This window comes from Bradyrhizobium sp. SZCCHNR1002 (assembly GCF_032381435.1).
In the GTDB taxonomy this organism is placed as follows: domain Bacteria; phylum Pseudomonadota; class Alphaproteobacteria; order Rhizobiales; family Xanthobacteraceae; genus Bradyrhizobium; species Bradyrhizobium aeschynomenes.
Genome location: NZ_JAUHIS010000007.1, coordinates 204,249 through 226,520, shown reverse-complemented (window position 1 = coordinate 226,520; position 22,272 = coordinate 204,249). Strand labels below are relative to the sequence as shown.

Genomic DNA, 22,272 nt, shown 5'->3' with positions numbered 1-22,272 from the left:
ACCTCCTGTTGTTGTTAGTGGTGTTGGCTGTGAGATGTGGATGATTGCTGCTGGCGCAATTCGTGGCGCGACAATTTACCGACCGGCGTGCGCGGCAGTTCGTCGACGAACTCGACCGCCGCCGGAAGTTCGTGCTTGCCGAGCTTGCCGGTGAGGAAGGTGCGGAGCTCCTCGACCGGGAACGGCGCGAAACCGTCGCGCAGCTTGATGAAGGCTTTCGCGGCCTCGCCACGATAGGCGTCGGGAATACCGATCACGATCACCTCCTGCACCGCCGGATGGGTGTAGATCGCCTGCTCGATCATCTGCGGATAGACGTTGAAGCCGCCGGAGATGATCATGTCCTTCTTGCGATCGACCAGGAAGTAGAAGCCGTCGGCATCGACATAGCCGATGTCGCCGGTGAGGAAGTGATCGCCGACGAAGGATTGCGCCGATTCCTCGGGCCGGTTCCAATAGCCCCTGGTGACGTTCGGTCCCTTGACGCGGATCTCGCCGACCTCGTTGATGCCGAGCACCCTCGAGGGATCTTCCAGCGACACCACGTCCATCTCGATGCCGGGCAGCGCGATACCGATCGAGCCCGGCTTCTCCGGTCCCTCCTTGGGATGGCTGGTGCCGGGCGAGCAGGTCTCGGTCATGCCCCAGCCGCTCTTCAGCTTCATGCCGACGCGGCGCTCCAGGATGCGTGCGACCTCGACGGGCAGCGGCGCGCCGCCCGAGCCGACGCTGGTGAGCGACGACAGATCGCGCTTGTCGAGATCGGGCAGGTTGGCGATCGCGATCCACATCGTCGGCACGCCCGGGAAATAGGTCGCGCGCTTGACCTCGATGTCGCGCATCACGGCCTCGAGATCGAAGCGCTGATGCAGCGAGACCAGGCTGCCGATGCGCAGCGCGGTCAGCAGCACGACGGTCAGTGCGTAGATGTGGAACAGCGGCAGCACGCAGATGACGCGGTCGCCGCCGTCATGCTGGGTCCGCGTGGCGCGGCTCCAGATCTCGATGATCGAGACGGCGGAGGTGAGATTGCCGTGCGTCAGCATCGCGCCCTTGGGGAGGCCGGTGGTGCCGCCGGTGTATTGCAGGAGCGCGATGTCGTCGGGCGAAATTGCAGGCCACGCTGCGGGGGGCACGGCGCCTTCGACGAAGGCGCGATGCGTGATCACCGCCGGATGATCCGGCAGCGCCGTCTGTGGCGTGCCGGCCTTGCCCCAATGATCATCCTCGCAGACGATCAGACGGTCGAGCAGCCCCTTCGCCAAAAACTTCAGCGCCATCGGCAGCAGCGCCGACAGGTTCGACGTCACCAGGATGCGCGCGCCGGAGTCGCTGAGCTTGTGCGACAGCGCGATCTCGCCGTCGAGCGGCGACAGATGCACGACACGGGCGCCGGCCTTGAGCGCGCCGAAGAAATTGATCGGATGGTCCGGCGAGTTGCCGAGGAACAGCGCGATCGAGGACCCCTTGCCGAAACCGGCGCGCAGGAACGCGGCGGCGGCCTGGTCAACGTGGCCGGCGAGCTGATTGAAGCTGATCGGACGATCACGGAATTCCAGCGCATGGCGATCGCCGAAGTCGCTCACGGACTTCGCCAGCAGATCCGGCAAGGTGCCGCGCGCGATCGGCGCGTCCCAGCGGACGCCTTCGGGATAGAACTGTTCGCCGGGATGGGTCATGCGCCGACCTGCTTACCTCAAATGATGCTGTCATTCCGGGATGCGCCGCAAGGCGCAGGCCCGGAATCCATACTCCCGGTCGTGGTTATGGATTCCGGGCTCGCGCTCCGCGCGCCCCGGAATGACCATGTGGAGAGAGCAGGCCGCTTCAAGCGGCCTTCCCTTGCGCCAGCGAAGCGAAGGTCTTGCCTTCATCCGCGAGCTGCTTCAGCAGCGGGGCCGGCTCCAGCGACGGGTCGTTGGTCTCCTTCGCGTAGAACGCCAGCCGCTCGGCGATGTGCTTCAGGCCGACGCTGTCGGCCCAGTACATCGGGCCACCGCGATAGATCGGCCAGCCATAGCCATACAGCCAGACCACGTCGATGTCGGACGGCCGCGCTGCGATGCCCTCGGCGAGGATCTTCGCGCCCTCGTTGATCATCGGATACATCATGCGCTCGAGAATCTCCTCGTCGCTGACGGCGCGGCGCTTGAGGCCGAGCTTGGCGAGCGTCTCGTCGATCAGCTTCTCGACATCCGGATCCGGCAACGGCGCGCGCGAGCCGGCCTCGTATTTGTAGTAGCCCTTGCCGGTCTTCTGGCCGAAGCGGCCGGCCTCGCACAGCGCATCCGCGATCTCGCTCTTGATGCCGCGGTCCTTGCGCGAGCGCCAGCCGATGTCGAGGCCGGCGAGGTCGCCCATCGCGAACGGGCCCATCGGCATGCCGAACTTGGTGACGACGGCGTCGACCTGCTGCGGCAGCGCGCCTTCGAACAGCAGCTTCTCGGCCTGCTTGCCGCGCTGCGCCAGCATGCGGTTGCCGACGAAGCCGTCGCAGACGCCGACCACGGCCGGCACCTTGGCGATCTTGCGCGCGATCGACACCGCCGTGACGAGCGCGTCCGGCGCGGTCTTGTCGGCGCGCACGATCTCGCACAGCTTCATGACGTTGGCCGGCGAGAAGAAGTGCATGCCGAGCACGTCCTGCGGACGGCTGGTCTCGGCGGCGATGGAGTCGATGTTCAGATAAGAGGTGTTGGAGGCCAGCACCGCGCCCGGCTTGGCGTACTGATCGAGCTTGCCGAACACTTCCTTCTTCACCGCCATGGTCTCGAACACGGCCTCGATCACGAGGTCGGCGTCCTTGACGTTCTCCAGGCCGACCTTGCCGTCGATCAGGGCCATGCGCTTGGCCGGCGCATCCGCCGGGATGCCGCCGCGCGCAGCAGTGGCCTCCCAGTTCTTCTGCATGATGCCCATGCCGCGCTTGAGCTGCTCCTCGGCGGTCTCGATCAGCGTGACCGGGATGCCGGCATTGGCGAACGACATCGCGATGCCGCCGCCCATGGTGCCGGCGCCGATGATGGCGACACGCTCAACCTTGCGGCCCTTGGTGCCCTCGGGCACGCCGGCAATCTTCGCCGCCTCGCGCTCGGCGAAGAACGCATAGCGCTGCGCCTTCGACTGGTCGCTGGCGACGAGCTTGAGGAATCCTTCGCGCTCGCGCTTGAGGCCTTCGTCGAACGGCAGATCGACCGCGTAGCCGACCGCATCAGCCGCCGCGAACGGCGCCTCGAGTCCGCGCGACTTCTTGGTGATCGCGGCCACAGCATTGGTGAAGATCGAGCGATCGGCCTTGGCGGCGGCGATCTTCGAATCGTCATCCCGCAGCTTGCGCAGCGGACGGTTCTCCGCCACCACCTTGCGCGCAAAATCGACACCGCCGGACGCCGGCCCCTCGACGATCTCCTCGATCAGTCCCGACTTGAGCGCCTCCGCAGCGCCGATCGGGTCGCCGCCGACGATCATCTTGACCGCGAGCTCCGGACCGACCGCACGCGGCAGGCGCTGCGTGCCGCCGGCGCCCGGCAGCAGGCCGAGCTTGACCTCGGGCAGGCCGAGCTTCGAGTCCTTGGTGGCGACACGGTAATGACAGGCCAGCGCCACTTCGAGGCCACCACCGAGCGCGGTACCATGGATCGCCGCGATCACCGGCTTGGGGCTGTTCTCGATCGTGCTCAGCACGTCGTTGAGCGCCGGCGGCTTCGGCGGCTTGCCGAACTCGGTGATATCGGCACCGGCGATGAAGGTCCGCCCGCCGCAGGTCAGCACGATCGCCTTGATTGCGGGGTCGTCGATCGCCGCCTTGACGTTGTCCAGGATGCCGCCACGGACTGCGGCACTCAGCGCATTGACCGGCGGACTGTCGATGGTGACGATGCCGATAATGTCTTGGCGATCAAGCTTTGCCACTTCGCTCACGCTAGGCTCCTTGGGATGTCGTTTCTTTGCGGCCGGTTAACGCCCCGGCCCATTCTTCGCTCTTCATTTGCGCAGAGTATCAGCCTTGCTTGCGTCTACCCGCTGCCGAACGTCAATTCCGCAGTGCGAAATCTAATTCCACATCTTGACAGCCAGGGTTATTTTGAAGCACGAGCGTTGTCAACGAGGCTCATCAATCAACAGCCGATGACATGAAACGCCCAGGGAAGAAAGCTGCGACCGATCGCAACTTCGTCGTTGCGTTGTCGCGCGGCCTCGAAGTGCTCAGGGCTTTCAGGCCCAATGACGGCCTGCTGGGCAACCAGGAGATCGCCGCGCGCACCAACCTGCCCAAGCCGACCGTGTCGCGCCTGACATACACACTGACCAAGCTCGGCTACCTCACCCCCGTTCCCCGCTTCGAGAAATATCAGCTCGCACCGTCCGCGCTGCTGCTCGGCTATGCCGCGCTCGCCAATCTCGGCGTGCGCCAGCTGTCGGAGCCGTTCCGCGAGCAGCTGATGCGCGAAACCGGCGGCGCGGTGGCGATCGGCGGCCGCGACCGGCTCAGCATGATCTATATCGGCCAGAGCCGGCACGGCGTGGTCAATGTCGAGCTCGATGTCGGCTCGCGCATTCCGATTGCGACCACCGCGATGGGCCGGGCATACCTCTGGGCGCTGCCCGAGGAGGAACGCACGGTCCTGATGCGCGAGATGCGCGAGCATTACGGCAACCGCTGGCCCAGGATTCGCGACGGCATCGAGCGCGCCGGTGAAACCGTCGCCAGGCACGGCTTCACGATCTCGGCCGGCGAGTGGCAGGACGACGTCCACGCTGTCGGCGTTGCGCTCAGGCTCAACGATGGAACAGGTCCCTACGCGATCAATTGCGGCGCGCCTGCATTCCGCTTCACGGAAGAGCGTCTGCTGACCGACATTGGACCTCGTCTCGTCGCGATGGTAAGGAAAATCGAAGCAGCGCTTGGCGGACTCGCGCCGCAAACTAATCAGACGAATACTCAGACGAGCCAATCGTCTCACAAAGAACCCAATAAAAAGCCGAAGCCAGGAGGAAAAGTTGCCCGTGTTGCCGAGGGTATCAGATAGCCTGCATCATCGCGGTCGGCTGGCGCCGCGTCCGTCCCTGAATGATTTCGGGAGGGGCGAGACGAGATGACGCAGGCACAACTCGCCCAGACTGACGCCCCGCTGCTCGCGGTTCGCGACGTCAGCGTCGTGTTCGGCGGCATCGTCGCGCTGAACGGCGTGTCCTTCGACATGCAGAAGGGCCAGATCCTCGGCCTCATCGGCCCGAACGGCGCCGGCAAGACCACGCTGTTCAACTGCCTCAGCCGGCTCTATCAGCCGAGCTCGGGCGACATCCTGATGGAAGGCCACAGCATCCTGAAGCGGCCGCCGCACCGCATCGCCGAGATCGGCATCGGCCGCACGTTCCAGAACGTCGCGCTGTTTCCCAATCTGTCGGTGCTCGACAACGTTCGCGTCGGCACGCATGCGCGCACCTCCAGCGACATCATCTCGGATTCGCTGCGGCTGGCCTGGATCCGGCGCAGCGAGACCTCGGTGAACACCAAGGTTCACGAGATCCTCGCCTATCTCAATCTCGAGGAGGTCGCGCACAAGACCGTGTCCGGCCTGCCGTTCGGCACGCAGAAGCGCGTCGAGCTGGCGCGCGCGCTCGCCGCCGATCCGAAGATCCTACTGCTCGACGAGCCCGCCGGCGGCCTCAATCACGAGGAAGTCTATGTGCTCGGTGACCTGATCCGCCGCATCCGCGACGATCGTCACGTCACTGTGCTGCTGGTCGAGCATCACATGGGTCTCGTGATGTCGATCGCAGACCATGTCGTGGCGCTGAACTTCGGCCGCAAGCTCGCCGAGGGCACGCCGGCCCAGGTGCAGGCCGATCCCGACGTCATCAAGGCCTATCTCGGGAGCAAGGATCAATGACGGCGCTTCTCAACGTCAAGGACCTGCGCGCCTATTACGGCCAGGTCCAGGCCCTGCACGGCCTCTCCTTCTCGCTCAACGAGGGCTCGCTGACGACGCTGCTCGGCGCCAACGGCGCCGGCAAGACCACCACCTTGCGTGCGATCTGCAACATGGTGCGCTCGACCGGCGCGATCGAGTTCGAGGGCAAGCCGCTCAACAACAAATCCACCGAGAGCATCGTCCGCTTCGGCATCGCGCATGTGCCGCAGGGCCGCGGCACCTTCACCAACATGACGGTGGAGGAGAACCTGCAGCTCGGCGCCATCACCCGCGGCGACAAGGCGGCCATCGTCGCCGACATCGAGCGGATGTACTCCTACTTCCCGAAGCTCAAGGAGCGTCACACCCAGCAGGCCGGCACGTTGTCCGGCGGCGAGCAGCAGATGCTGGCTGTGGCCCGCGCCCTGATGCTGCGTCCGCGGTTGATGCTGCTCGACGAGCCGTCGTTCGGCCTGGCGCCGCTGGTGGTCCGCGATCTCTTCGGCATTCTCGGCAAGATCAATCGTGACGAGAAGGTGTCAATCCTCGTCGTCGAGCAGAACGCGCAGCTCGCGCTGGAGCTCGCCGACCAGGCCTATGTGATCGAGACCGGACGAATCGTCATGTCGGGCGCGGCCGCAGACATCGCGAACGACGAGAACGTCCGCAAATCATATCTGGGCTACTAACGGAGGCGGGACGATGGAACTCTTCACCAACCAGGTCCTGGCCGGCATTGCGACGGGCGCGATCTACGCCTGCATGGCGCTCGCCGTCGTGATGATCTACCAGGCCATCGACCATCTCAACTTCGCGCAAGGCGAGATGGCGATGTTCTCCACCTTCATCTCGTGGCAGCTGATGCAATGGGGCCTGCCCTATTGGGTCGCCTTCGTGGTGACGCTGGCCTTCTCCTTCGCCGGCGGCATCGCCATCGAGCGCGTGCTGTTCAAGCCGCTGACCAAGGCGCCGATCCTGACCCAGGTCGCGGGCTTCATCGCGTTGTACTCGATCATCAACTCGTTTGCCGGACTGACCTGGGACTTCACTATCAAGCAATATCCGACGCCGTTCGGCTCCTCGCCCTTCCTCGGCAGCCAACTGATCTCGACGCACCAGGCGGGCATGATCGGCATCACTCTGCTGCTGCTGACCGGCCTGTACTTCTTCTTCCAGTACACGAGGGTCGGGCTCGCCATGCGCGCGGCGGCCGCGGTGCCCGAATCGGCCCGGCTGGTCGGCATCAACACATCCTGGATGATCGCGCTCGGCTGGGGCATGGCGGCGGCAATCGGCTCGATCGCCGGCATGCTGATCGCACCCGTCGTGTTCCTCGAGCCCAACATGATGGGCGGCGTGCTGATCTACGGCTTCGCCGCGGCCGTGCTCGGCGGCCTCACCAGCCCGTTCGGCGCGGTGCTCGGCGGCTTCCTGGTCGGCATCTTCGAGAACCTCGCCGGCACCTACATCCCGCATGTGGGCAACGAGATGAAGCTGCCGATCGCACTGGCGCTGATCATCTCCGTCCTGGTCATCAAGCCCGCCGGCCTGTTCGGCCGCAACATCGTGAAGCGAGTCTGATCATGAGCGCAGTCGAGGAAATCGCGTCCCAGACGCCTGCGGTCCAGGCCGTGCCGAAGCGGGCCATGACACTGAATGCCGGAACGGCCTTCGTGATCGTGCTGCTGCTGCTGGTCGTGCCGCTGTTCGTCAAGAACTTCATCATCTTCCAGATGACGATGCTCCTGATCTACGGGCTTGCCGTGCTGGCGCTCAACATCCTGACCGGCGGATCCGGCCAGTTCTCGCTCGGCAACAGCGCGTTCTACGCCATCGGCGCCTATACGTCGGCGATCCTGATGGAGCAGTACAACGTCAACTACGCGCTGACCCTGCCGGTCGCGGGCGTGATCTGCTTCGGCGCCGGCTTCCTGTTCGGCCAGCCGGCGCTGCGGCTGTCGGGCGTCTATCTGGCGCTCGCCACCTTCGCGCTCGCCACTGCCATGCCGCAGATCCTCAAGCTCGGCTTCTTCGAGCACTGGACCGGCGGCGTGCAGGGCCTGGTCGTCACCAAGCCGGACGCGCCGTTCGGCCTGCCGATGTCGCAGGACATGTGGCTGTACTACTTCACGCTGGCGATCACGATCGCGATCTACGTGTTCTCGGTGAACCTGTTGCGCTCGCGCTCCGGCCGGGCCTTCATGGCGATCCGCGACAACGAGATCGCAGCCTCCGCCATGGGCATCGACGTCGCCACCTACAAGACGCTGGCGTTCGGCGTCAGCGCCGGCATCACCGGCGTCGCCGGCGGTCTGGGCGCGATCGCGGTGCAGTTCGTGGCGCCGGACAGCTATACGATCACGCTGGCGATCTCGCTGTTCCTCGGGATGGTGGTCGGCGGCGTCGGCTGGCTGCCCGGCTCGTTCGTCGGCTCCGCCTTCATCATCTTCGTTCCCAACATCGCCGAAGGCATCTCCAAGGGCCTGTCCGGCGCGGTGTTCGGCGTGCTGCTGTTCCTCGTCATCTTCCTCGTGCCGCACGGGTCGCGGCAGGTGGCGATGGTGGCCCAGCAGCTGCTCGGCAAACTCAGAAAGAACTAAGGAGGAAATCTTGCAGGTCGTACAACAACTACGAATCGCCGCGCTCGCCACGGCGGTCATCGCCCTCACCTCGAGCGGAGCACTGGCCCAGAAGAAATACGACACCGGCGCATCGGATACGGAGATCAAGATCGGCAACATCATGCCCTATAGCGGCCCTGCGTCCGCTTACGGCGTGATCGGCAAGACCGAGGAAGCCTATTTCAAGAAGATCAACGCCGAGGGCGGCATCAACGGCCGCAAGATCACCTTTGTGACCTATGACGATGCCTACTCGCCGCCCAAGGCCGTCGAGCAGGTGCGCAAGCTGGTCGAGAGCGACGAGGTGCTGTTCGTCTTCAACCCGCTCGGCACGCCCTCGAACTCGGCGATTCAGAAATATCTCAACGGCAAGAAGATTCCCCAGCTGTTCGTCGCCACCGGCGCCACCAAGTGGAACGATCCGAAGAACTTCCCGTGGACCATGGGCTGGCAGCCGAGCTACCAGAGCGAGGGCCGCATCTATGCGAAGTACCTCCTCAAGGACAAGCCGGGCGCCAAGATCGGCGTGCTGTTCCAGAACGACGATTTCGGCAAGGACTACCTCAAGGGGCTGAAGGACGGCCTCGGCGACAAGGCCGCGTCGATGATCGTGCTGGAGGAGAGCTATGAGACCTCCGAGCCCTCGATCGACGGCCACATCGTCAAGCTGAAGGCCTCCGGCGCCGACACCTTCTTCAGCGTCACGACGCCGAAGTTTGCGGCGCAGGCGATCAAGAAGCTCGCCGAGATCGACTGGCATCCGCTGCACATTGTCGTCAACGTCTCGGCTTCGGTCGGCAGCGTCATCAAGCCGGCCGGGTTCGAGAACTCGCAAGGAATCCTGTCCGCCGCCTACGCCAAGGACGCTGCTGACGCGCAGTGGGCGAACGATCCCGGCATGAAGAAGTTCACCGAGTTCCTCGCGCAGTACTATCCCGATGCCAACAAGCTCGACAGCTCGACCGTGTATGGCTACGGCGCGGCGCAGACCCTGGTGAAGGTGCTGCAGATGTGCGGCGACGACCTGACCCGCGCCAACGTGATGAAGCAGGCCGCGAGCCTGAAGGACTTCACGCCCGATACGTTGCTGCCGGGCGTGAAGATCAACACCTCGGCCACCGACTTCGCGCCCATCGAGCAGCTCCAGATGCAGCGCTTCAAGGGCGAGAAGTGGGAGCTGTTCGGCGAGGCGATCAGCGGCGCCATCGAGTAATCGCGCATCGCCGCAGAAAGCGGTGCCGATCTTCGACTGGCCCTCCGTGCTATCGGCACGGAGGGCCTTTTCATTGGCTGCGCCGTCATGGCCGCGAGCGGTGAGCCAGCACCGCCTTGTTCATCTCAAGCTGTTCTTGCAAAGCACGCACTCGCTGAGATTGCGCCGCTCTCTCGCATGCGCACATGCATAAGGCCCCGCAACGTACCGCGAAAACACGGAGCGTGCCGTGATGTCGCAACCACGCCGCACCAGCTCTGCTATAGTTCCCGGACAATGAGAGCTTCCAACAAGGAAGCCGCAGCACGCCATCAACAAGGACACGGGAGAGAACGCACCATGATGATCACGCGAAGAGCCGCCCTCGCCTCTGCAGCCGCCATCGTCCTCGCTTCGAGCGGCGCAATCGCAGCCGACAAGAAGTACGACACCGGCGCCTCCGATACCGAGATCAAGATCGGCAACATCATGCCTTATAGCGGGCCGGCCTCGGCCTACGGCATCATCGGCAAGACAGAGGCGGCCTACTTCAAGAAGATCAACGCCGAAGGCGGCGTCAACGGCCGCAAGATCAACTTCATCTCCTATGACGACGCCTACTCGCCGCCGAAGACGGTCGAACAGGCGCGCAAGCTCGTCGAGAGCGATGAGGTGCTGTTCATCTTCAACTCGCTGGGCACGCCGCCGAACTCGGCGATCCAAAAGTACATGAACTCGAAGAAGGTCCCGCAGCTGTTCGTCGCCACCGGCGCCACCAAGTGGAACGACCCGAAGGACTTCCCGTGGACCATGGGCTGGCAGCCGAACTATCAGAGTGAATCGCGGATCTACGCCAAATACCTGCTGAAGGAGAAGCCGGACGCCAAGATCGCGGTGCTGTATCAGAATGACGATTACGGCAAGGACTATCTGAAGGGGCTGAAGGACGGGCTTGGCGCCAAGGCCGCGTCGATGATCGTCATGGAGGAGAGCTACGAGACGGCCGAGCCCTCGATCGACAGCCACATCGTCAAGCTGAAGTCCACCGGCGCCGACGTCTTCATGAACATCACCACGCCCAAGTTTGCGGCGCAGGCGATCAAGAAGATCAAGGAGATCGATTGGAAGGCACTGCACCTGCTCAACAACGTGTCCGCCTCGGTGGGCAGCGTGCTGAAGCCCGCAGGCTTCGAGAACTCGCAGGACATCATCTCGGCCGCCTATCTGAAGGACGTCTCCGATCCCCAGTGGAAGGACGATCCCGGGATGAAGCAGTTCCTCGACTTCATGGCCAAGGAGTTCCCGGAGGGTGACAAGCTCGACGGCGGTACCGTCGTCGGCTACGCCGTCGCGCAGACCCTCGTACAGGTTCTCAAGCAGTGCGGTGACGATCTGACCCGCGCCAATGTGATGAAGCAGGCAGCATCCTTGCGCAACTTCCGCACCGAGATGCTGCTGCCGGGAATTACGATCAACACCTCGGCGACCGATTTTGCGCCCGTCAGCCAACTGCAGCTGATGCGATTCAAGGGCGAGAAGTGGGAGCTGTTCGGCGACGTGATCTCGGCCGACGTCGGCGGCTGACGGTCCGACGAATTCGAACCGGATCTCCTGCGGCGTCACGCCGCAGGAGATCGCCTCCGCACAGCTCGATCGTCTTTGCCAAGCATTTCTTAAGCTAGGAGCTCAAAGGACGGCGGTCATGCATTCGCTGCAGTTACGTGTCGCGTGCTGCTGCGCTATTGGGACTCGTCTGGAGTGAAACGAGTCGCCCGTCTCACGGGCGGATCCAACAACAAGGCCAATCTCCAAGGCCGAGAAGGAACCCCATTGCGATGACCACCATCCTCACCCGCCGCACCGTGTCCGGCCTGCTCGGCCTCGCACTGGCCGGCGCCGCTGCCGGCAGCGCCTATGCCGACAAGAAATACGACACCGGCGCCAGCGACACCGAGATCAAGATCGGCAACATCGTGCCCTATAGCGGCCCGGCCTCGGCCTACGGCTCGGTCGGCAAGGCGATGACGGCCGTGTTCAAGAAGGTCAATGACGAGGGCGGCATCAACGGCCGCAAGATCAACTTCATCTCCTATGACGACGCCTATTCGCCGCCCAAGACCGTCGAGCAGGCGCGCAAGCTGGTCGAGAGCGACGAGGTGCTGTTCCTGTTCGGCGTGCTCGGCACCGCGCCCAATACGGCGATCCAGAAATATCTCAACGCCAAGAAGGTGCCGCAACTGTTCGTCGCGACGGGCGCGACCAAATGGAACGAGCCCAAGACCAATCCGTGGACCATGGGCTGGCTGCCGAGCTACCAGTCGGAGGCGAGGATCTACGCCAAATATCTCACCGCGCAGCAGCCGACCGGCAAGATTGCGGTGCTCTACCAGAACGACGACATGGGGAAGGACTATCTCAAGGGCCTCAAGGACGGCCTCGGCGATTCCTCCCGTCTGGTGCTGGAGGAGAGCTACGAGATCGCCGAGCCGACGGTGGAGTCGCACATCGTCAAGATGAAGTCGGCGAATCCCGACATCGTCGTGCTGTTCACGACGCCGAAGTCCGGCGCCCAGGCGATCAAGAAGCTCGGCGAGATGAGCTGGAAGCCGCTCACGATCATCTCCAACGTCAGCGCCTCGACGGCGGCCGTGATGCGCCCGGCCGGCGTCGAGAATTCGCAGGGCGTGATTTCCGCCGCCTACGCCAAGGATGCCTCCGATCCGCAATGGGCCAATGACCCAGGCCTCGGCGCGTTCCGCGAGCTGCTCGCCAAATATCTGCCGGAGATCAACCCCGTGGATTCGTCGGCGCTGACCGGCTACAACATCGCCACCACGATGGTCGAGGTGCTGAAGCGATGCGGCGACGAACTGACCCGCGCCAATGTCATGAAGCAGGCGGCAAGCCTGAAGCAGTTTGCGCAGGGCGGGCTGCTGCCCGGCGTCACGCTGACCACAGGTCCCGACGATTTTCAGCCGATCGAGCAGCTGCAGCTGATGCAGTTCAAGGGCGAGCGCTGGCAGCTGTTCGGCGAGGTGATGAGCGGCGAGCTGAAATAGGCTCCGTGCGGCACGCGGGCGGCGCCGCATGACCAGCCGCCGTCCGCTGTTGCGCGCGATCTTCGATGCCGCGGTTGCCGCGGCGCATCCCGACGTCGTGCTGCCGGCATTCCTGCCGGCGGCTCCCAAGGGGCGCATCATTTGTCTTGCTGCGGGCAAGGGAGCGGCGGCGATGGCGGTCGCGGCCGAGCGGCATTATCTGGACACGCTCGGGTTCGATCCCGCGAAGCTGACCGGCATTGCAACCACTCGCCATGGCCATGGCGTGCCGACCCGGCGGGTGAAAGTCATTGAGGCCGGCCATCCGATGCCGGACGAGGCGGGTCTCAAGGCGGCGGACGATACGCTGCAATTGGCCGCGACTGCCGAGGCCGACGATCTGATGCTGGTGCTGATCTCCGGCGGCGGCTCGGCAAACTGGGTGGCACCTGCCAACGGCGTGAGCTTTGCGCAGAAACAGCAGCTGACCCGCGCCCTGCTGCGCTCGGGCGCGCCGATCGGCGAGATGAACATCGTCCGCAAGCATCTGTCGCGCATCAAGGGCGGACGGCTGGCCCGCGCCGGACAGAAGGCCGAGATCGTGACGCTCGCGATATCAGACGTGCCGCACGACGATCCCTCGGCCATTGCCTCCGGTCCCACCGTGCCGGATCCGACCACGCTGGCCGACGCCCGCGCGATCGTTGCCAAATACAGACTTGAGGTTGACCCGGCGATCGCCCGGGCGCTCGAGGATGCCGCCAATGAGAGCTGCAAGCCCGGCGATCCCGCCTTTGCCCGCGCTTCTTTCGAGCTGATCGCGCGTCCTGCCAGCTCGCTCGAGGCGGCGGTCGCGGCCGTCAAGGCGGCGGGCTACGACGTGCTCGATCTCGGCGCCGATCTCGAGGGCGAGGCTCGCGAGGTGGCCGCCGATCATGCCAAGCTGGCGCGCGAGGCCCGCGCGCTCGGCCGCCGCATGGCGATCATCTCCGGCGGCGAGCTGACGGTGACCGTGCGCGGCCAGGGCCGCGGCGGGCCGAACCAGGAATATGCGCTCGCGCTCGCCGACCTGCTCCAGGACATGGACGGCGTCGCGGCGCTGGCCGGCGACACCGACGGCGCCGATGGCGGCGGCGGCAGCGCCTCCGACCCGGCGGGCGCGCTGGTCGACGCCGAGGTCATCGCGGCGATGCGGGCGCAGAACCTCGATCCGCAGGCCTTTCTCGCCAACAACGACGCCACTGCATTCTTCGCCGCCACCGGCGGCCTGCTGCAGACCGGACCGACGCTCACCAACGTCAACGACGTCCGAGTGATCCTGGTGGATTGAGGGCCCCGCGCCTTCAGAACTCCTCCGCGATCTTGGTCAGCATCGCCAGCAGCGCCTCGCGGCCATCAGGGCCGAGCAGCTCGTTCAGCCGCGCCTCGTGCTTCGAGACCACCAGCTTCTTGGCGCGCGCGAGCACGGCATGGCCCTTCTCGGTCAGCATCAGGATGTGAGAGCGTCGGTCATTGGCCGAGCGGACGCGGGTGCAGAGGTCGCGACTCTCCAGGCTGTCGAGCAGGGATACGAAGTTCGGCCGGAGGATGCCGAGCGTATTGGCGATCTCGGTCTGGTTGCGCCCGGGATTGGCATCGAGCAGCAGCAGCACGGAGAACTGGGCCGGCGTCAGCTGCAGCGGCGCGACGCAGTGCAGGAAGTCCTCGAAGACTTTCAGCTGCGCCCGTTTCAGCACATAGCCGAGCAGATCCGACAGCTCACCGAGCTGGACCGCTTGCGTCTCGTCGGCCGCTACGGCAGCTTCCTTGCGGCCTTCCTTCCTGCTGACGGGCTTGGCGCTATCGGCCATCACGGTCCGCCACATTCATCGCATTTGCTTCCATCCCTGGTCCCGAATGCCGCAGCCGGAACAGCGGCCTTGAGATTATAATCGATAATTGTTATCCACTATATCAAACACGGGCAGCCCAATTCAACTGCCCCGACCAGCGGCTGGCGCACGGCGCCGTCCGCACCCGGTCATCACAGAGGGGGAGCGTCCTGTCTTGAACACAACGATCTTGCTGTTCCTGTTGCAGGACGGCATTACCAACGGCGCGATCTACGCCCTGCTCGGGCTGGCGCTGGTGCTGGTATTCGCCGTCACCCGGGTCATCCTGATCCCGCAGGGCGAATTCGTCACCTACGGCGCCCTCACCTACGCCTCGCTTGCGGCCGGTCGCATGCCGGGCACCGCCAAGCTCGCGGTGGTGATGGGCCTCATCGCCTTTGCCTTCGATCTCTATGCGATGCGCAAGACGCTGCACGCGCCGAAGATCGCACGCGCCTTCGGCCTCAACCTCGCCTTTCCGGTGGCCGTGCTGCTCGCAACCATGTGGGTCGCCGACCAGCGCATGCCGGCCGGCGTGAGCCTCGTGCTGTCGCTGCTGATCGTCGCCTCCATCGGCCTGTCGCTCTACCGCATCGTGTTCCAGCCGCTCGCCCACACCTCGGTGCTGGTGCTGCTGATCGCCTCGGTCGGCGTGCATCTTGCGCTGCAGGGCCTCGGCCTGCTGTTCTTCGGCGCCGAGGGCCAGCGCGGCCCGACGCTCTTGACCGCCAGCGCGACGCTCGGCTCGCTGCGCTTCACCGGCCAGGGCATGGCCGTCTACGGCATCACGATCGCCTTCATCGTCGGTCTCTGGCTGTTCTTCGGCCTGACCCTGTACGGCAAGGCGCTGCGCGCCACCGCCGTCAACCGGCTCGGCGCCCGCCTGGTCGGCATCCGCACCACGCTGTCCGGCCAGATCGCGTTCCTGCTGGCCTCCACGATCGGCGCGCTCTCCGGCATCCTGATCGTTCCGATCACCACGCTCTACTACGACACCGGCTTCCTGATCGGCCTGAAGGGCTTCATTGCCGCGATCATCGGCGGCCTGATCAGCTATCCGCTGACGGCAGTCGCTGCGCTGGTCGTCGGCATCGTCGAGGCGTTCTCCTCGTTCTACGCCTCGAACTTCAAGGAAGTCATCGTCTTCACGCTGCTGATCCCGGTCCTGCTGCTGCGTTCGCTCGCCGCGCCCGCGGTCGAAGAAGAGAAGGATTGAGCCGTGCGCGAGCGTTGGCCTCTCATCGTCTTTGCCGTCATCGTTGCGGCGATCCCGTTCATCCCGGGCGTGCCGCCGTTCTGGATCGTGCTGCTCGACAATATCGGCCTGTCCGCGCTGGTCGCGATGGGCCTGGTGCTGCTGACCGGCGTCGGCGGCCTCACCTCGTTCGGCCAGGCGGCCTTCGTCGGCTTCGGCGCCTACACGACCGCGGTGCTGTCGGCGCAATATGGCGTCTCGCCCTGGCTGACCCTGCCGCTGTCGCTGCTGGTGTCCGGCCTCGCCGCCGTGCTGCTCGGCCTCGTCACGGTCAGACTGTCCGGCCACTATCTGCCGCTGGGCACGCTCGCCTGGGGCCTGGGGCTCTACTACCTCTTCAGCAAGCTCGCCTTCCTCGGCCGCAATGACGGCATCTCGGGCATCCCGCCGCTGTCGATCGGCAGCCTCAGGATGCTCGATCCCGGCACGATCTATTTCGCGATCTGGGCCGCCGTGCTGATCTCCGCGCTGCTGACGATGAACCTGCTGGACTCCCGCACCGGCCGCGCGATCCGCGCGCTGCGTCGGGGCCACATCGCCGCGGAAGCGTTCGGCGTGTATTCGCCGCGCGCCAAGCTGCTGGTGTTCATCTACGCCGCCGTCCTCGCCGGCCTGTCCGGCTGGCTCTACGCGCACTTCACCCGCGCGGTGAACCCGACGCCGTTCGGCGCCCAGGCCGGCATCGAATATCTGTTCGTCGCGGTCGTCGGTGGCGCCGGCTACGTCTGGGGCGGCGTGCTCGGCGCTGCGATCGTCGTGGTGCTGAAGGAGGTGCTGCAAAGCTATCTCCCGCTGCTGCTGCATGGCGAGGGCCAGCTCGAGACCATCGTGTTTGGCGTCCTCCTCGTCACCCTGCTGCAGCTCGCGCCGACCGGCCTGTGGCCGTGGCTGACTGCGCGGCTGCCGTTCAAGCCGCTCGCCAAGAAGCCGGACACCTCGCTCAAGCTGCCGGCGCGCGAGCGCGCTGCAAGCACGCCGAACGTGCTGCTGCAGGTCGACAATGCGCGCAAACAGTTCGGCGGCGTGGTGGCGGTCAACAACGTCTCCTTCGACGTCCAGGCCCGCGAGATCGTGGCGCTGATCGGCCCCAACGGCGCCGGCAAGAGCACGACCTTCAATTTGATCACCGGCGTGCTGCCGCCGACCTCCGGCAACATCTCGGTGCTCGGCAAGGCCGTCGGCAATGCGCCGCCGCAGGACGTCGTCAAGCTCGGCATTTCCCGCACCTTCCAGCACGTCAAGCTGGTGCCTGACATGACCGTACTCGAGAACGTCGCGATCGGCGCGCATCTGCGCGGCCATTCCGGCGCGCTCTCCAGCATGTTCCGGCTCGACCGCGGCGACGAGGCCAAGCTGCTCGCCGAAGCGGCGCGGCAGATCGAGCGCGTCGGGCTCGGCGACCAGATGCACCAGCTCGCCGGCTCGCTATCGCTCGGCCAGCAGCGCATCGTCGAGATCGCCCGCGCGCTGTGCGTCGATCCGATGCTGCTGCTGCTCGATGAGCCCGCCGCCGGCTTGCGCCACATGGAGAAGCAGCGCCTCGGCGCGCTGCTCCGCGACCTCAGGGCCGGCGGCATGTCGGTGCTGCTGGTGGAGCACGACATGGGCTTCGTCATGGATCTCGCCGACCGCATCGTGGTGCTCGATTTCGGCACCAAGATCGCCGAGGGCACCCCAGCCGCGATCAAGACCAATCCCGAGGTGATCAAGGCGTATCTCGGAGCCACCGCATGAGCACCCTGCTGGAAGTCAGCGACGCCCACGTCTCCTACGGCAAGGTCGAGGCGGTCCGCTCGGTCTCGCTCACCGTGGCCGAGAACGAGATCGTCACCATCATCGGCGCCAACGGCGCCGGCAAGACGACGCTGCTGAGCGCCATCATGGGCGTGTTTCCGCTCAAGGGCCGCGTCTCCTTCCTGGGCGAGGACCTCGCACGCTACGAGATCGAGGACCGCGTCGCCCGCGGCCTCTGCCTGGTGCCGGAGCATCGCGAGTTGTTCGCGACCATGAACGTCGAGGACAATCTGCAGCTCGGCGCGTTCAGGATGTCGAAGGCGCATGCTGCGCGCGGTTTCGAGCACGTCTATACGCTGTTTCCGAAGCTGAAGGAGCGGCGCAAGCAGCTCGCCGGCACCTTGTCGGGCGGCGAGCAGCAGATGCTGGCGATGGGTCGCGCGCTGATGGGCTCGCCGAAAATGCTGATGCTCGACGAGCCGAGCCTCGGTCTGGCGCCGATCATCGTCGCCGGAATCTTCGAGATCGTCGCCAAGCTGCGCCAGGAAGGCGTCTCGGTGCTGCTGGTCGAGCAGAACGCCAAGGCCGCGCTGAACGTCGCCGACCGTGCCTATGTGATGGAGCTCGGCGAGTTCGTGCTCAATGGCAAGGCGAGCGACATCGCGACCGACCAGCGCGTGGCGGCGAGCTATCTCGGCTTTGCCGAGGCGGCCGCGAGCTGAGCCGGACCTGGAGATGGGACGGCGCTGCTTCAGGATGGCGCCTCCTTCGACAAGAGGAAGTCGACCATCACGCGCTCCAGGGCCCGGTACATGTCGGTGCCGGTCGCCGTCAGGCAGCCGCGTTCACGCGCGGCGGCGATGAAGGGCGAGACCTCCGGCTTGGTGATGACACAGCCGCAATAGGCTGACGGGCTGACGGTCGCCATGTCGACCGGCAGGGGATCGCCGGGCTGCATGCCGGCCGGGGTCGCATTGGCGACCATGTCGAATCCGCCGGCATCGGTGCTGCCGATGACCGCGCGGCCTTTGCCGCGTTCATTGAGACGCGCGATCAGCGCATCGCGACGGCCTGGATCGCTGTCGTGAATGGCGAGCTCGCGCACGCCGGAATCGATCAGCGCCAGCGCGATCGCCGAGCCGGCGCCACCTGCCCCGACCTGCAAGGCGCGAACGCCGGCGGGATCGAATCCCGCGGCCTTCGCTGCACCGACGAAACCGAGGCCGTCGACCATGTCGCCGTACCACTTGCCATGGACGCCGCGTCGCATCAGGTTCACGGCGCCGATGAAGTGCGCGCGCTCGGTCGCGGTCGTGCAGGCCCGGTAGCAAGCGAATTTATGCGGGATGGTCGCCACGATGCCGTCGAGATTTTTGACCCGCGTCATCGTCGCGATGAAGGCAGCGAGATCGGCCGGCGCGACCTGGACCGCAACCAGGATCGCATCGCTCTCGCGATCCGCGAAGGCTTCGCTGACACCGGCCGGCGCACGGACCTGCGCGATGGGATCGCCGATGATGATGTGGAGCCTGGTGGCGCCGGTGGGGGCGAAGATCATCGCGGGCCTCTCGGAAAACGACAAAGATTGTGGTTCAAATAGCCGAAAGGCCGGCTCATCGAGCCGGCCCTTCTCATTCGAAGCGTTGGTCTGTCCGCTCACTTCGCCGGGACGTATTTGCCGTCCTTCACGGTCAGGATGATGCGGGCGCGGTCGTCGAGGCCGGAGCGGTCCTTTTCGGTGAAGTTGTAGACGCCCTGCGAGGCCGCCATGTCCTTCTCGGTCAGGAGCGCTTGGCGGATCGCCTCGCGGAACTCCGGCGTGCCGGGCTTGGCGGTCTTGAGCGCCACCGGGATGACGCGCTTGAGGATCTCGAACGCGTCGAACGAGTGGCCGGCGAACTGGCTGCGGCTGTTCGGGCCGTACTTGCCCTCATAGGCCTTGTTCAGCTCCATACCCGGCTTCTTGGTCAACGCGCTGTCGTCCTGCGTCTCCGGCGACATCACCGGGCCCGAGGCCATGATCACCCCCTCCGCCGCCTTGCCGGCAATGCGGATGAAGTCCATGCTCGCCGCGCCATGGGTCTGATAGATGAGACCCGTGTAGCCGCGCTCGCGCAGCTCGGTCTGCGGCAGCGCCGCGGCGGTGCCGGAGGCGCCGACCAGGATCGCATCCGGATTGGCGGCGACGAGCTTCAGCACCTGGCCGGTGACCGAGGTGTCGGGACGCGCGAAACGCTCCTCGTCGGCAATGGTGATGCCCATCGGCACGGCCTGGTTCTTGAGGTCGTTGAACCAGAGATCGCCGTAGGAGTCGGAATAGCCGATATAGCCGACAGTCTTGATGTTGTGCGCCTTCATGTGCTCGTACAGCACCTTGCCCATGATCGGCACCGGCTGCGGCATCACCACGGACCATTTGGCGCGCTCCGGCGTGACCGGGAACGGCGCCAGGCCGAAATGCGGAATGCCGGCTTCGCTGGCGACGTTGGACACCGCGATGGTCGGCGGCGTCAGCGCCGAGCCCATGATGATGTCGGCCTTGGATTCGGTCACGAAGCGGCGGGCGTTGGTGGTCGCCGTAGTCGGATCGCCGCCGTCGTCGAGCACGATCACCTTCAGCGGCACGCCGCCGATCTCCTTCGGCACGAACTCCAGCGCATTGCGCTCGGGGATGCCGAGCGCCGCACCCGGACCCGTGGTGGTGGTGGTGATGCCGATGGTGATCTCGCTGGTCTGCGCCAGCGCCGGGGCCGACGCGAGCATCGCGATGACGCCAGCCGCCGCCAGATAGGCCTTCCTCATAAAATCCTCCCTCAATCTTTTCGGTTCAGCTCGTGATCCGCCGATCCTGTTTGCATTCCGCCCCTTGTCCGGGGCGCCTTCCAACACGGCCGGCCGATATGCGTCCAAACGTGATCATAGCATTGAACACGAGAAGATCACTTCTCACCATCCGACCAAAGCACGACAGCTGAACATCCTTAAGACGGCCGCATGTCGCACCTATTCCAGCCTCATCCTCCGAGAAACCTGGCTCGCATCTCCTCCGGGAACGGCGCCGATTTCAGTCTGTCCGGGTCCACCGGATCGCGGCCGACCAGCACCCGCGTCTCGAAGCCCTCGATCGCCAGCGCCTCGCCCTTGAGCACCTTGTGGGTGACGTCGAAGGAGGAGCGCTTGATGCTCTCGATCCGGCTCTCGATCGTGATCCAGTCGCCATAGGTCGAGGGGATGTAGAATTTCGCGCGGGTGTCGACCATGGGGATGCCGACCAGTCCATAGCGGCGGACGATGTCCTGCTTGGAAAAGCCGGCCGCCTCGAACATCACCGAGGTCGCATCGTCGAACATCGCGAAATAGCGCGGATAGTAGACGATGTTGGCGGGATCGCAGTCGCCCCACTGGATCTGCACGTCGCGGCGGTTGACGAACATCAGTTGTGTACCTCGCTATCGGCTGCGGAGACGGTGAGCCCCCTCTCCCCGTCCTTCACGGGGAGAGGGTCGGGGTGAGGGGCAGCCACGCGCACCAGACTCGCGGAGAGCCCCCTCACCCGGATGGCATCTGGCGATGCAATCCGGCCTCTCCCCGCATCCGCCTTCGCTCTTCGAGCTACGGCGGACAAGCGCGGGGAGAGGCTGGGAGCGAGCTTGTGGCGAACAGTGGTGTCCATCAATCCAACTACGCTTCACCGTTTTCCTGGGCGGTGGGCACGCTGCGCTTTGCCCACGCTACGGATCTCTCCGTCGTCATTCCGGGGCGCGCGAAGCGCGAGCCCGGAATCCATTCCTCGACTGCGCCAGACGCCAAATGGATTCCGGGCCCGACGCTTTCGCGTCGTCCCGGAATGACAACCATGTGGACGTCGGCGCGCGGCACTTATTTCGGCGCCATGCGCAGCGAGCCGTCGAGGCGGACGACTTCGCCGTTGAGATAGGGGTTCTCGACCATGTGCAAAGCGAGTGCGGCGAATTCGTCGGCGTGGCCGAGCCGGCGCGGGAACGGGATCGCGGCGGCGAGCGAGTCCTGGGCCTCCTGCGGCAGGTTGGCGAGCAGCGGGGTCAGGAACAGGCCGGGCGCGATGGTCAGCACGCGGATGCCGAACTGCGCCAGCTCGCGCGCGATCGGCAGCGTCATGCCGACGATGCCGCCCTTCGAGGCCGAGTAGGCCGACTGCCCGATCTGGCCGTCATAGGCGGCCACCGACGCCGTATTGATGACGACGCCACGCTCGCCGGTCGCCTGTGGCTCCAGCTTGGTCATGCCGTTGGTGACCAGACGCAGCATGTTGAACGAGCCGATCAGGTTGACCTTGATGACCTTCTCGAAATCGGACAGCGCCATCGGACCGTCGCGGCCGACGACGCGCTTGGCGACGCCGATGCCGGCGCAGTTCACCAGCACGCGCGGCTGCTGGCCGAGCGCCTTGACGGCCTCGGCGACGCCGGCTTCCGCGCCCGCGGCGTCGGAGACGTCGCAGACCACGGAGACGCCGTTGATCTCGGCTGCGACCTCGGCCGCCAGCTTGGCGTTGAGATCGAACACGGCGACCTTGGCGCCCTGCGACGCGAGCTTGCGGGCGGTGGCGGCCCCGAGGCCGGAGGCGCCGCCGGTGACGATGGCGGCCTGATCCTTCAACAACATGT

19 protein-coding genes are annotated in these 22,272 nt (G+C 65.4%); 12 read left to right on the top strand and 7 right to left on the bottom strand.

Features of this window, described 5'->3' with window-relative positions:
• Nucleotides 1-14 precede the first annotated feature (14 nt).
• Nucleotides 15-1,679: a dicarboxylate--CoA ligase PimA gene (gene pimA, locus QX108_RS28460; RefSeq protein ID WP_315783843.1), complete on the bottom strand. Its 1,665-nt coding sequence runs from the start codon at nt 1,677-1,679 to the stop codon at nt 15-17.
• A gap of 148 nt (nt 1,680-1,827) precedes the next feature.
• Nucleotides 1,828-3,921 (bottom strand): 3-hydroxyacyl-CoA dehydrogenase NAD-binding domain-containing protein, encoded by a 2,094-nt coding sequence (locus tag QX108_RS28455; RefSeq protein WP_315783841.1) that lies wholly within the window; start codon nt 3,919-3,921, stop codon nt 1,828-1,830.
• A gap of 212 nt (nt 3,922-4,133) precedes the next feature.
• On the opposite strand from QX108_RS28455, the gene QX108_RS28450 reads away from it, so the two are divergent.
• The 9 genes from QX108_RS28450 to QX108_RS28410 all read left to right on the top strand — a co-directional run bounded on the left by QX108_RS28450 (nt 4,134) and on the right by QX108_RS28410 (nt 14,096).
• On the top strand, nt 4,134-5,030 hold the full coding sequence (locus QX108_RS28450) for an IclR family transcriptional regulator (protein WP_172183469.1): 897 nt from the start codon (nt 4,134-4,136) through the stop codon (nt 5,028-5,030).
• Between the two features lie 66 nt (nt 5,031-5,096).
• Nucleotides 5,097-5,894 carry an ABC transporter ATP-binding protein gene (locus QX108_RS28445; protein ID WP_315722138.1) on the top strand — a complete coding sequence of 266 codons (798 nt, stop codon included), beginning with the start codon at nt 5,097-5,099 and terminating at the stop codon, nt 5,892-5,894.
• The gene (locus QX108_RS28440) at nt 5,891-6,604 is read left to right on the top strand and encodes an ABC transporter ATP-binding protein (protein ID WP_315783838.1); all 714 of its coding nucleotides are present in this window, start codon (nt 5,891-5,893) and stop codon (nt 6,602-6,604) included. Before QX108_RS28445 ends, QX108_RS28440 begins: the two co-directional genes overlap by 4 nt.
• 13 nt (nt 6,605-6,617) lie before the next feature.
• A complete protein-coding gene (locus tag QX108_RS28435) occupies nt 6,618-7,496 on the top strand; it encodes a branched-chain amino acid ABC transporter permease (protein WP_172111499.1) in 879 nt (292 codons plus the stop codon).
• Nucleotides 7,497-7,498: 2 nt separating this feature from the next.
• Complete coding sequence (locus tag QX108_RS28430) at nt 7,499-8,515, top strand: branched-chain amino acid ABC transporter permease (RefSeq protein ID WP_315722140.1); 1,017 nt, start codon at nt 7,499-7,501, stop codon at nt 8,513-8,515.
• Nucleotides 8,516-8,525: 10 nt separating this feature from the next.
• A complete protein-coding gene (locus QX108_RS28425) occupies nt 8,526-9,749 on the top strand; it encodes an ABC transporter substrate-binding protein (protein WP_315783835.1) in 1,224 nt (407 codons plus the stop codon).
• A 339-nt stretch (nt 9,750-10,088) separates the two neighbouring features.
• Nucleotides 10,089-11,312, top strand: coding sequence for an ABC transporter substrate-binding protein (locus QX108_RS28420; RefSeq protein WP_172111502.1), 1,224 nt, complete (start codon nt 10,089-10,091; stop codon nt 11,310-11,312).
• Nucleotides 11,313-11,563: 251 nt separating this feature from the next.
• Nucleotides 11,564-12,787, top strand: a complete 1,224-nt coding sequence (locus tag QX108_RS28415; protein ID WP_315722142.1) for an ABC transporter substrate-binding protein — start codon at nt 11,564-11,566, stop codon at nt 12,785-12,787.
• Nucleotides 12,788-12,815: 28 nt separating this feature from the next.
• On the top strand, nt 12,816-14,096 hold the full coding sequence (locus QX108_RS28410; RefSeq protein ID WP_315722143.1) for a glycerate kinase: 1,281 nt from the start codon (nt 12,816-12,818) through the stop codon (nt 14,094-14,096).
• 13 nt (nt 14,097-14,109) lie between these two features.
• Here QX108_RS28410 and QX108_RS28405 read toward each other — a convergent pair whose 3' ends face one another.
• Entirely contained in the window at nt 14,110-14,616 is a 507-nt protein-coding gene (locus QX108_RS28405) for a MarR family winged helix-turn-helix transcriptional regulator (RefSeq protein ID WP_315722144.1), read from the bottom strand.
• A gap of 196 nt (nt 14,617-14,812) precedes the next feature.
• Between QX108_RS28405 and QX108_RS28400 the strand changes: the two genes are divergently transcribed.
• The 3 genes from QX108_RS28400 to QX108_RS28390 are packed head-to-tail and all read left to right on the top strand — an operon-like array spanning nt 14,813 to nt 18,348.
• Complete coding sequence (locus tag QX108_RS28400) at nt 14,813-15,853, top strand: branched-chain amino acid ABC transporter permease (protein WP_315722145.1); 1,041 nt, start codon at nt 14,813-14,815, stop codon at nt 15,851-15,853.
• A 3-nt stretch (nt 15,854-15,856) separates the two neighbouring features.
• The gene (locus QX108_RS28395; RefSeq protein WP_315783832.1) at nt 15,857-17,626 is read left to right on the top strand and encodes a branched-chain amino acid ABC transporter ATP-binding protein/permease; all 1,770 of its coding nucleotides are present in this window, start codon (nt 15,857-15,859) and stop codon (nt 17,624-17,626) included.
• Nucleotides 17,623-18,348, top strand: coding sequence for an ABC transporter ATP-binding protein (locus QX108_RS28390; protein WP_315783830.1), 726 nt, complete (start codon nt 17,623-17,625; stop codon nt 18,346-18,348). Before QX108_RS28395 ends, QX108_RS28390 begins: the two co-directional genes overlap by 4 nt.
• Before the next feature lie 29 nt (nt 18,349-18,377).
• On the opposite strand, the gene QX108_RS28385 is transcribed toward QX108_RS28390, so the two are convergent.
• The 4 genes from QX108_RS28385 to QX108_RS28370 form a co-directional block, all read right to left on the bottom strand.
• Nucleotides 18,378-19,184 (bottom strand): shikimate dehydrogenase, encoded by an 807-nt coding sequence (locus tag QX108_RS28385; RefSeq protein ID WP_315783828.1) that lies wholly within the window; start codon nt 19,182-19,184, stop codon nt 18,378-18,380.
• Nucleotides 19,185-19,282: 98 nt separating this feature from the next.
• Nucleotides 19,283-20,428 carry an ABC transporter substrate-binding protein gene (locus QX108_RS28380; RefSeq protein ID WP_315783826.1) on the bottom strand — a complete coding sequence of 382 codons (1,146 nt, stop codon included), beginning with the start codon at nt 20,426-20,428 and terminating at the stop codon, nt 19,283-19,285.
• A 212-nt stretch (nt 20,429-20,640) separates the two neighbouring features.
• A complete protein-coding gene (locus QX108_RS28375; RefSeq protein WP_315783824.1) occupies nt 20,641-21,060 on the bottom strand; it encodes a thioesterase family protein in 420 nt (139 codons plus the stop codon).
• Between the two features lie 445 nt (nt 21,061-21,505).
• Entirely contained in the window at nt 21,506-22,270 is a 765-nt protein-coding gene (locus QX108_RS28370) for an SDR family NAD(P)-dependent oxidoreductase (RefSeq protein ID WP_172183461.1), read from the bottom strand.
• Between the last annotated feature and the right edge of the window lie 2 nt (nt 22,271-22,272).

What these genes read in the sequence shown, in the direction of transcription:
- pimA (WP_315783843.1), bottom strand. Translation starts at nt 1,679, where the DNA reads ATGACCCATCCCGGCGAACAGTTCTATCCCGAAGGCGTCCGCTGGGAC.
- QX108_RS28450 (WP_172183469.1), top strand. Translation starts at nt 4,134, where the DNA reads ATGAAACGCCCAGGGAAGAAAGCTGCGACCGATCGCAACTTCGTCGTT.
- QX108_RS28445 (WP_315722138.1), top strand. Translation starts at nt 5,097, where the DNA reads ATGACGCAGGCACAACTCGCCCAGACTGACGCCCCGCTGCTCGCGGTT.
- QX108_RS28440 (WP_315783838.1), top strand. Translation starts at nt 5,891, where the DNA reads ATGACGGCGCTTCTCAACGTCAAGGACCTGCGCGCCTATTACGGCCAG.
- QX108_RS28435 (WP_172111499.1), top strand. Translation starts at nt 6,618, where the DNA reads ATGGAACTCTTCACCAACCAGGTCCTGGCCGGCATTGCGACGGGCGCG.
- QX108_RS28430 (WP_315722140.1), top strand. Translation starts at nt 7,499, where the DNA reads ATGAGCGCAGTCGAGGAAATCGCGTCCCAGACGCCTGCGGTCCAGGCC.
- QX108_RS28420 (WP_172111502.1), top strand. Translation starts at nt 10,089, where the DNA reads ATGATGATCACGCGAAGAGCCGCCCTCGCCTCTGCAGCCGCCATCGTC.
- QX108_RS28415 (WP_315722142.1), top strand. Translation starts at nt 11,564, where the DNA reads ATGACCACCATCCTCACCCGCCGCACCGTGTCCGGCCTGCTCGGCCTC.
- QX108_RS28410 (WP_315722143.1), top strand. Translation starts at nt 12,816, where the DNA reads ATGACCAGCCGCCGTCCGCTGTTGCGCGCGATCTTCGATGCCGCGGTT.
- QX108_RS28405 (WP_315722144.1), bottom strand. Translation starts at nt 14,616, where the DNA reads ATGGCCGATAGCGCCAAGCCCGTCAGCAGGAAGGAAGGCCGCAAGGAA.
- QX108_RS28390 (WP_315783830.1), top strand. Translation starts at nt 17,623, where the DNA reads ATGAGCACCCTGCTGGAAGTCAGCGACGCCCACGTCTCCTACGGCAAG.
- QX108_RS28385 (WP_315783828.1), bottom strand. Translation starts at nt 19,184, where the DNA reads ATGATCTTCGCCCCCACCGGCGCCACCAGGCTCCACATCATCATCGGC.
- QX108_RS28380 (WP_315783826.1), bottom strand. Translation starts at nt 20,428, where the DNA reads ATGAGGAAGGCCTATCTGGCGGCGGCTGGCGTCATCGCGATGCTCGCG.
- QX108_RS28375 (WP_315783824.1), bottom strand. Translation starts at nt 21,060, where the DNA reads ATGTTCGTCAACCGCCGCGACGTGCAGATCCAGTGGGGCGACTGCGAT.
- QX108_RS28370 (WP_172183461.1), bottom strand. Translation starts at nt 22,270, where the DNA reads ATGTTGTTGAAGGATCAGGCCGCCATCGTCACCGGCGGCGCCTCCGGC.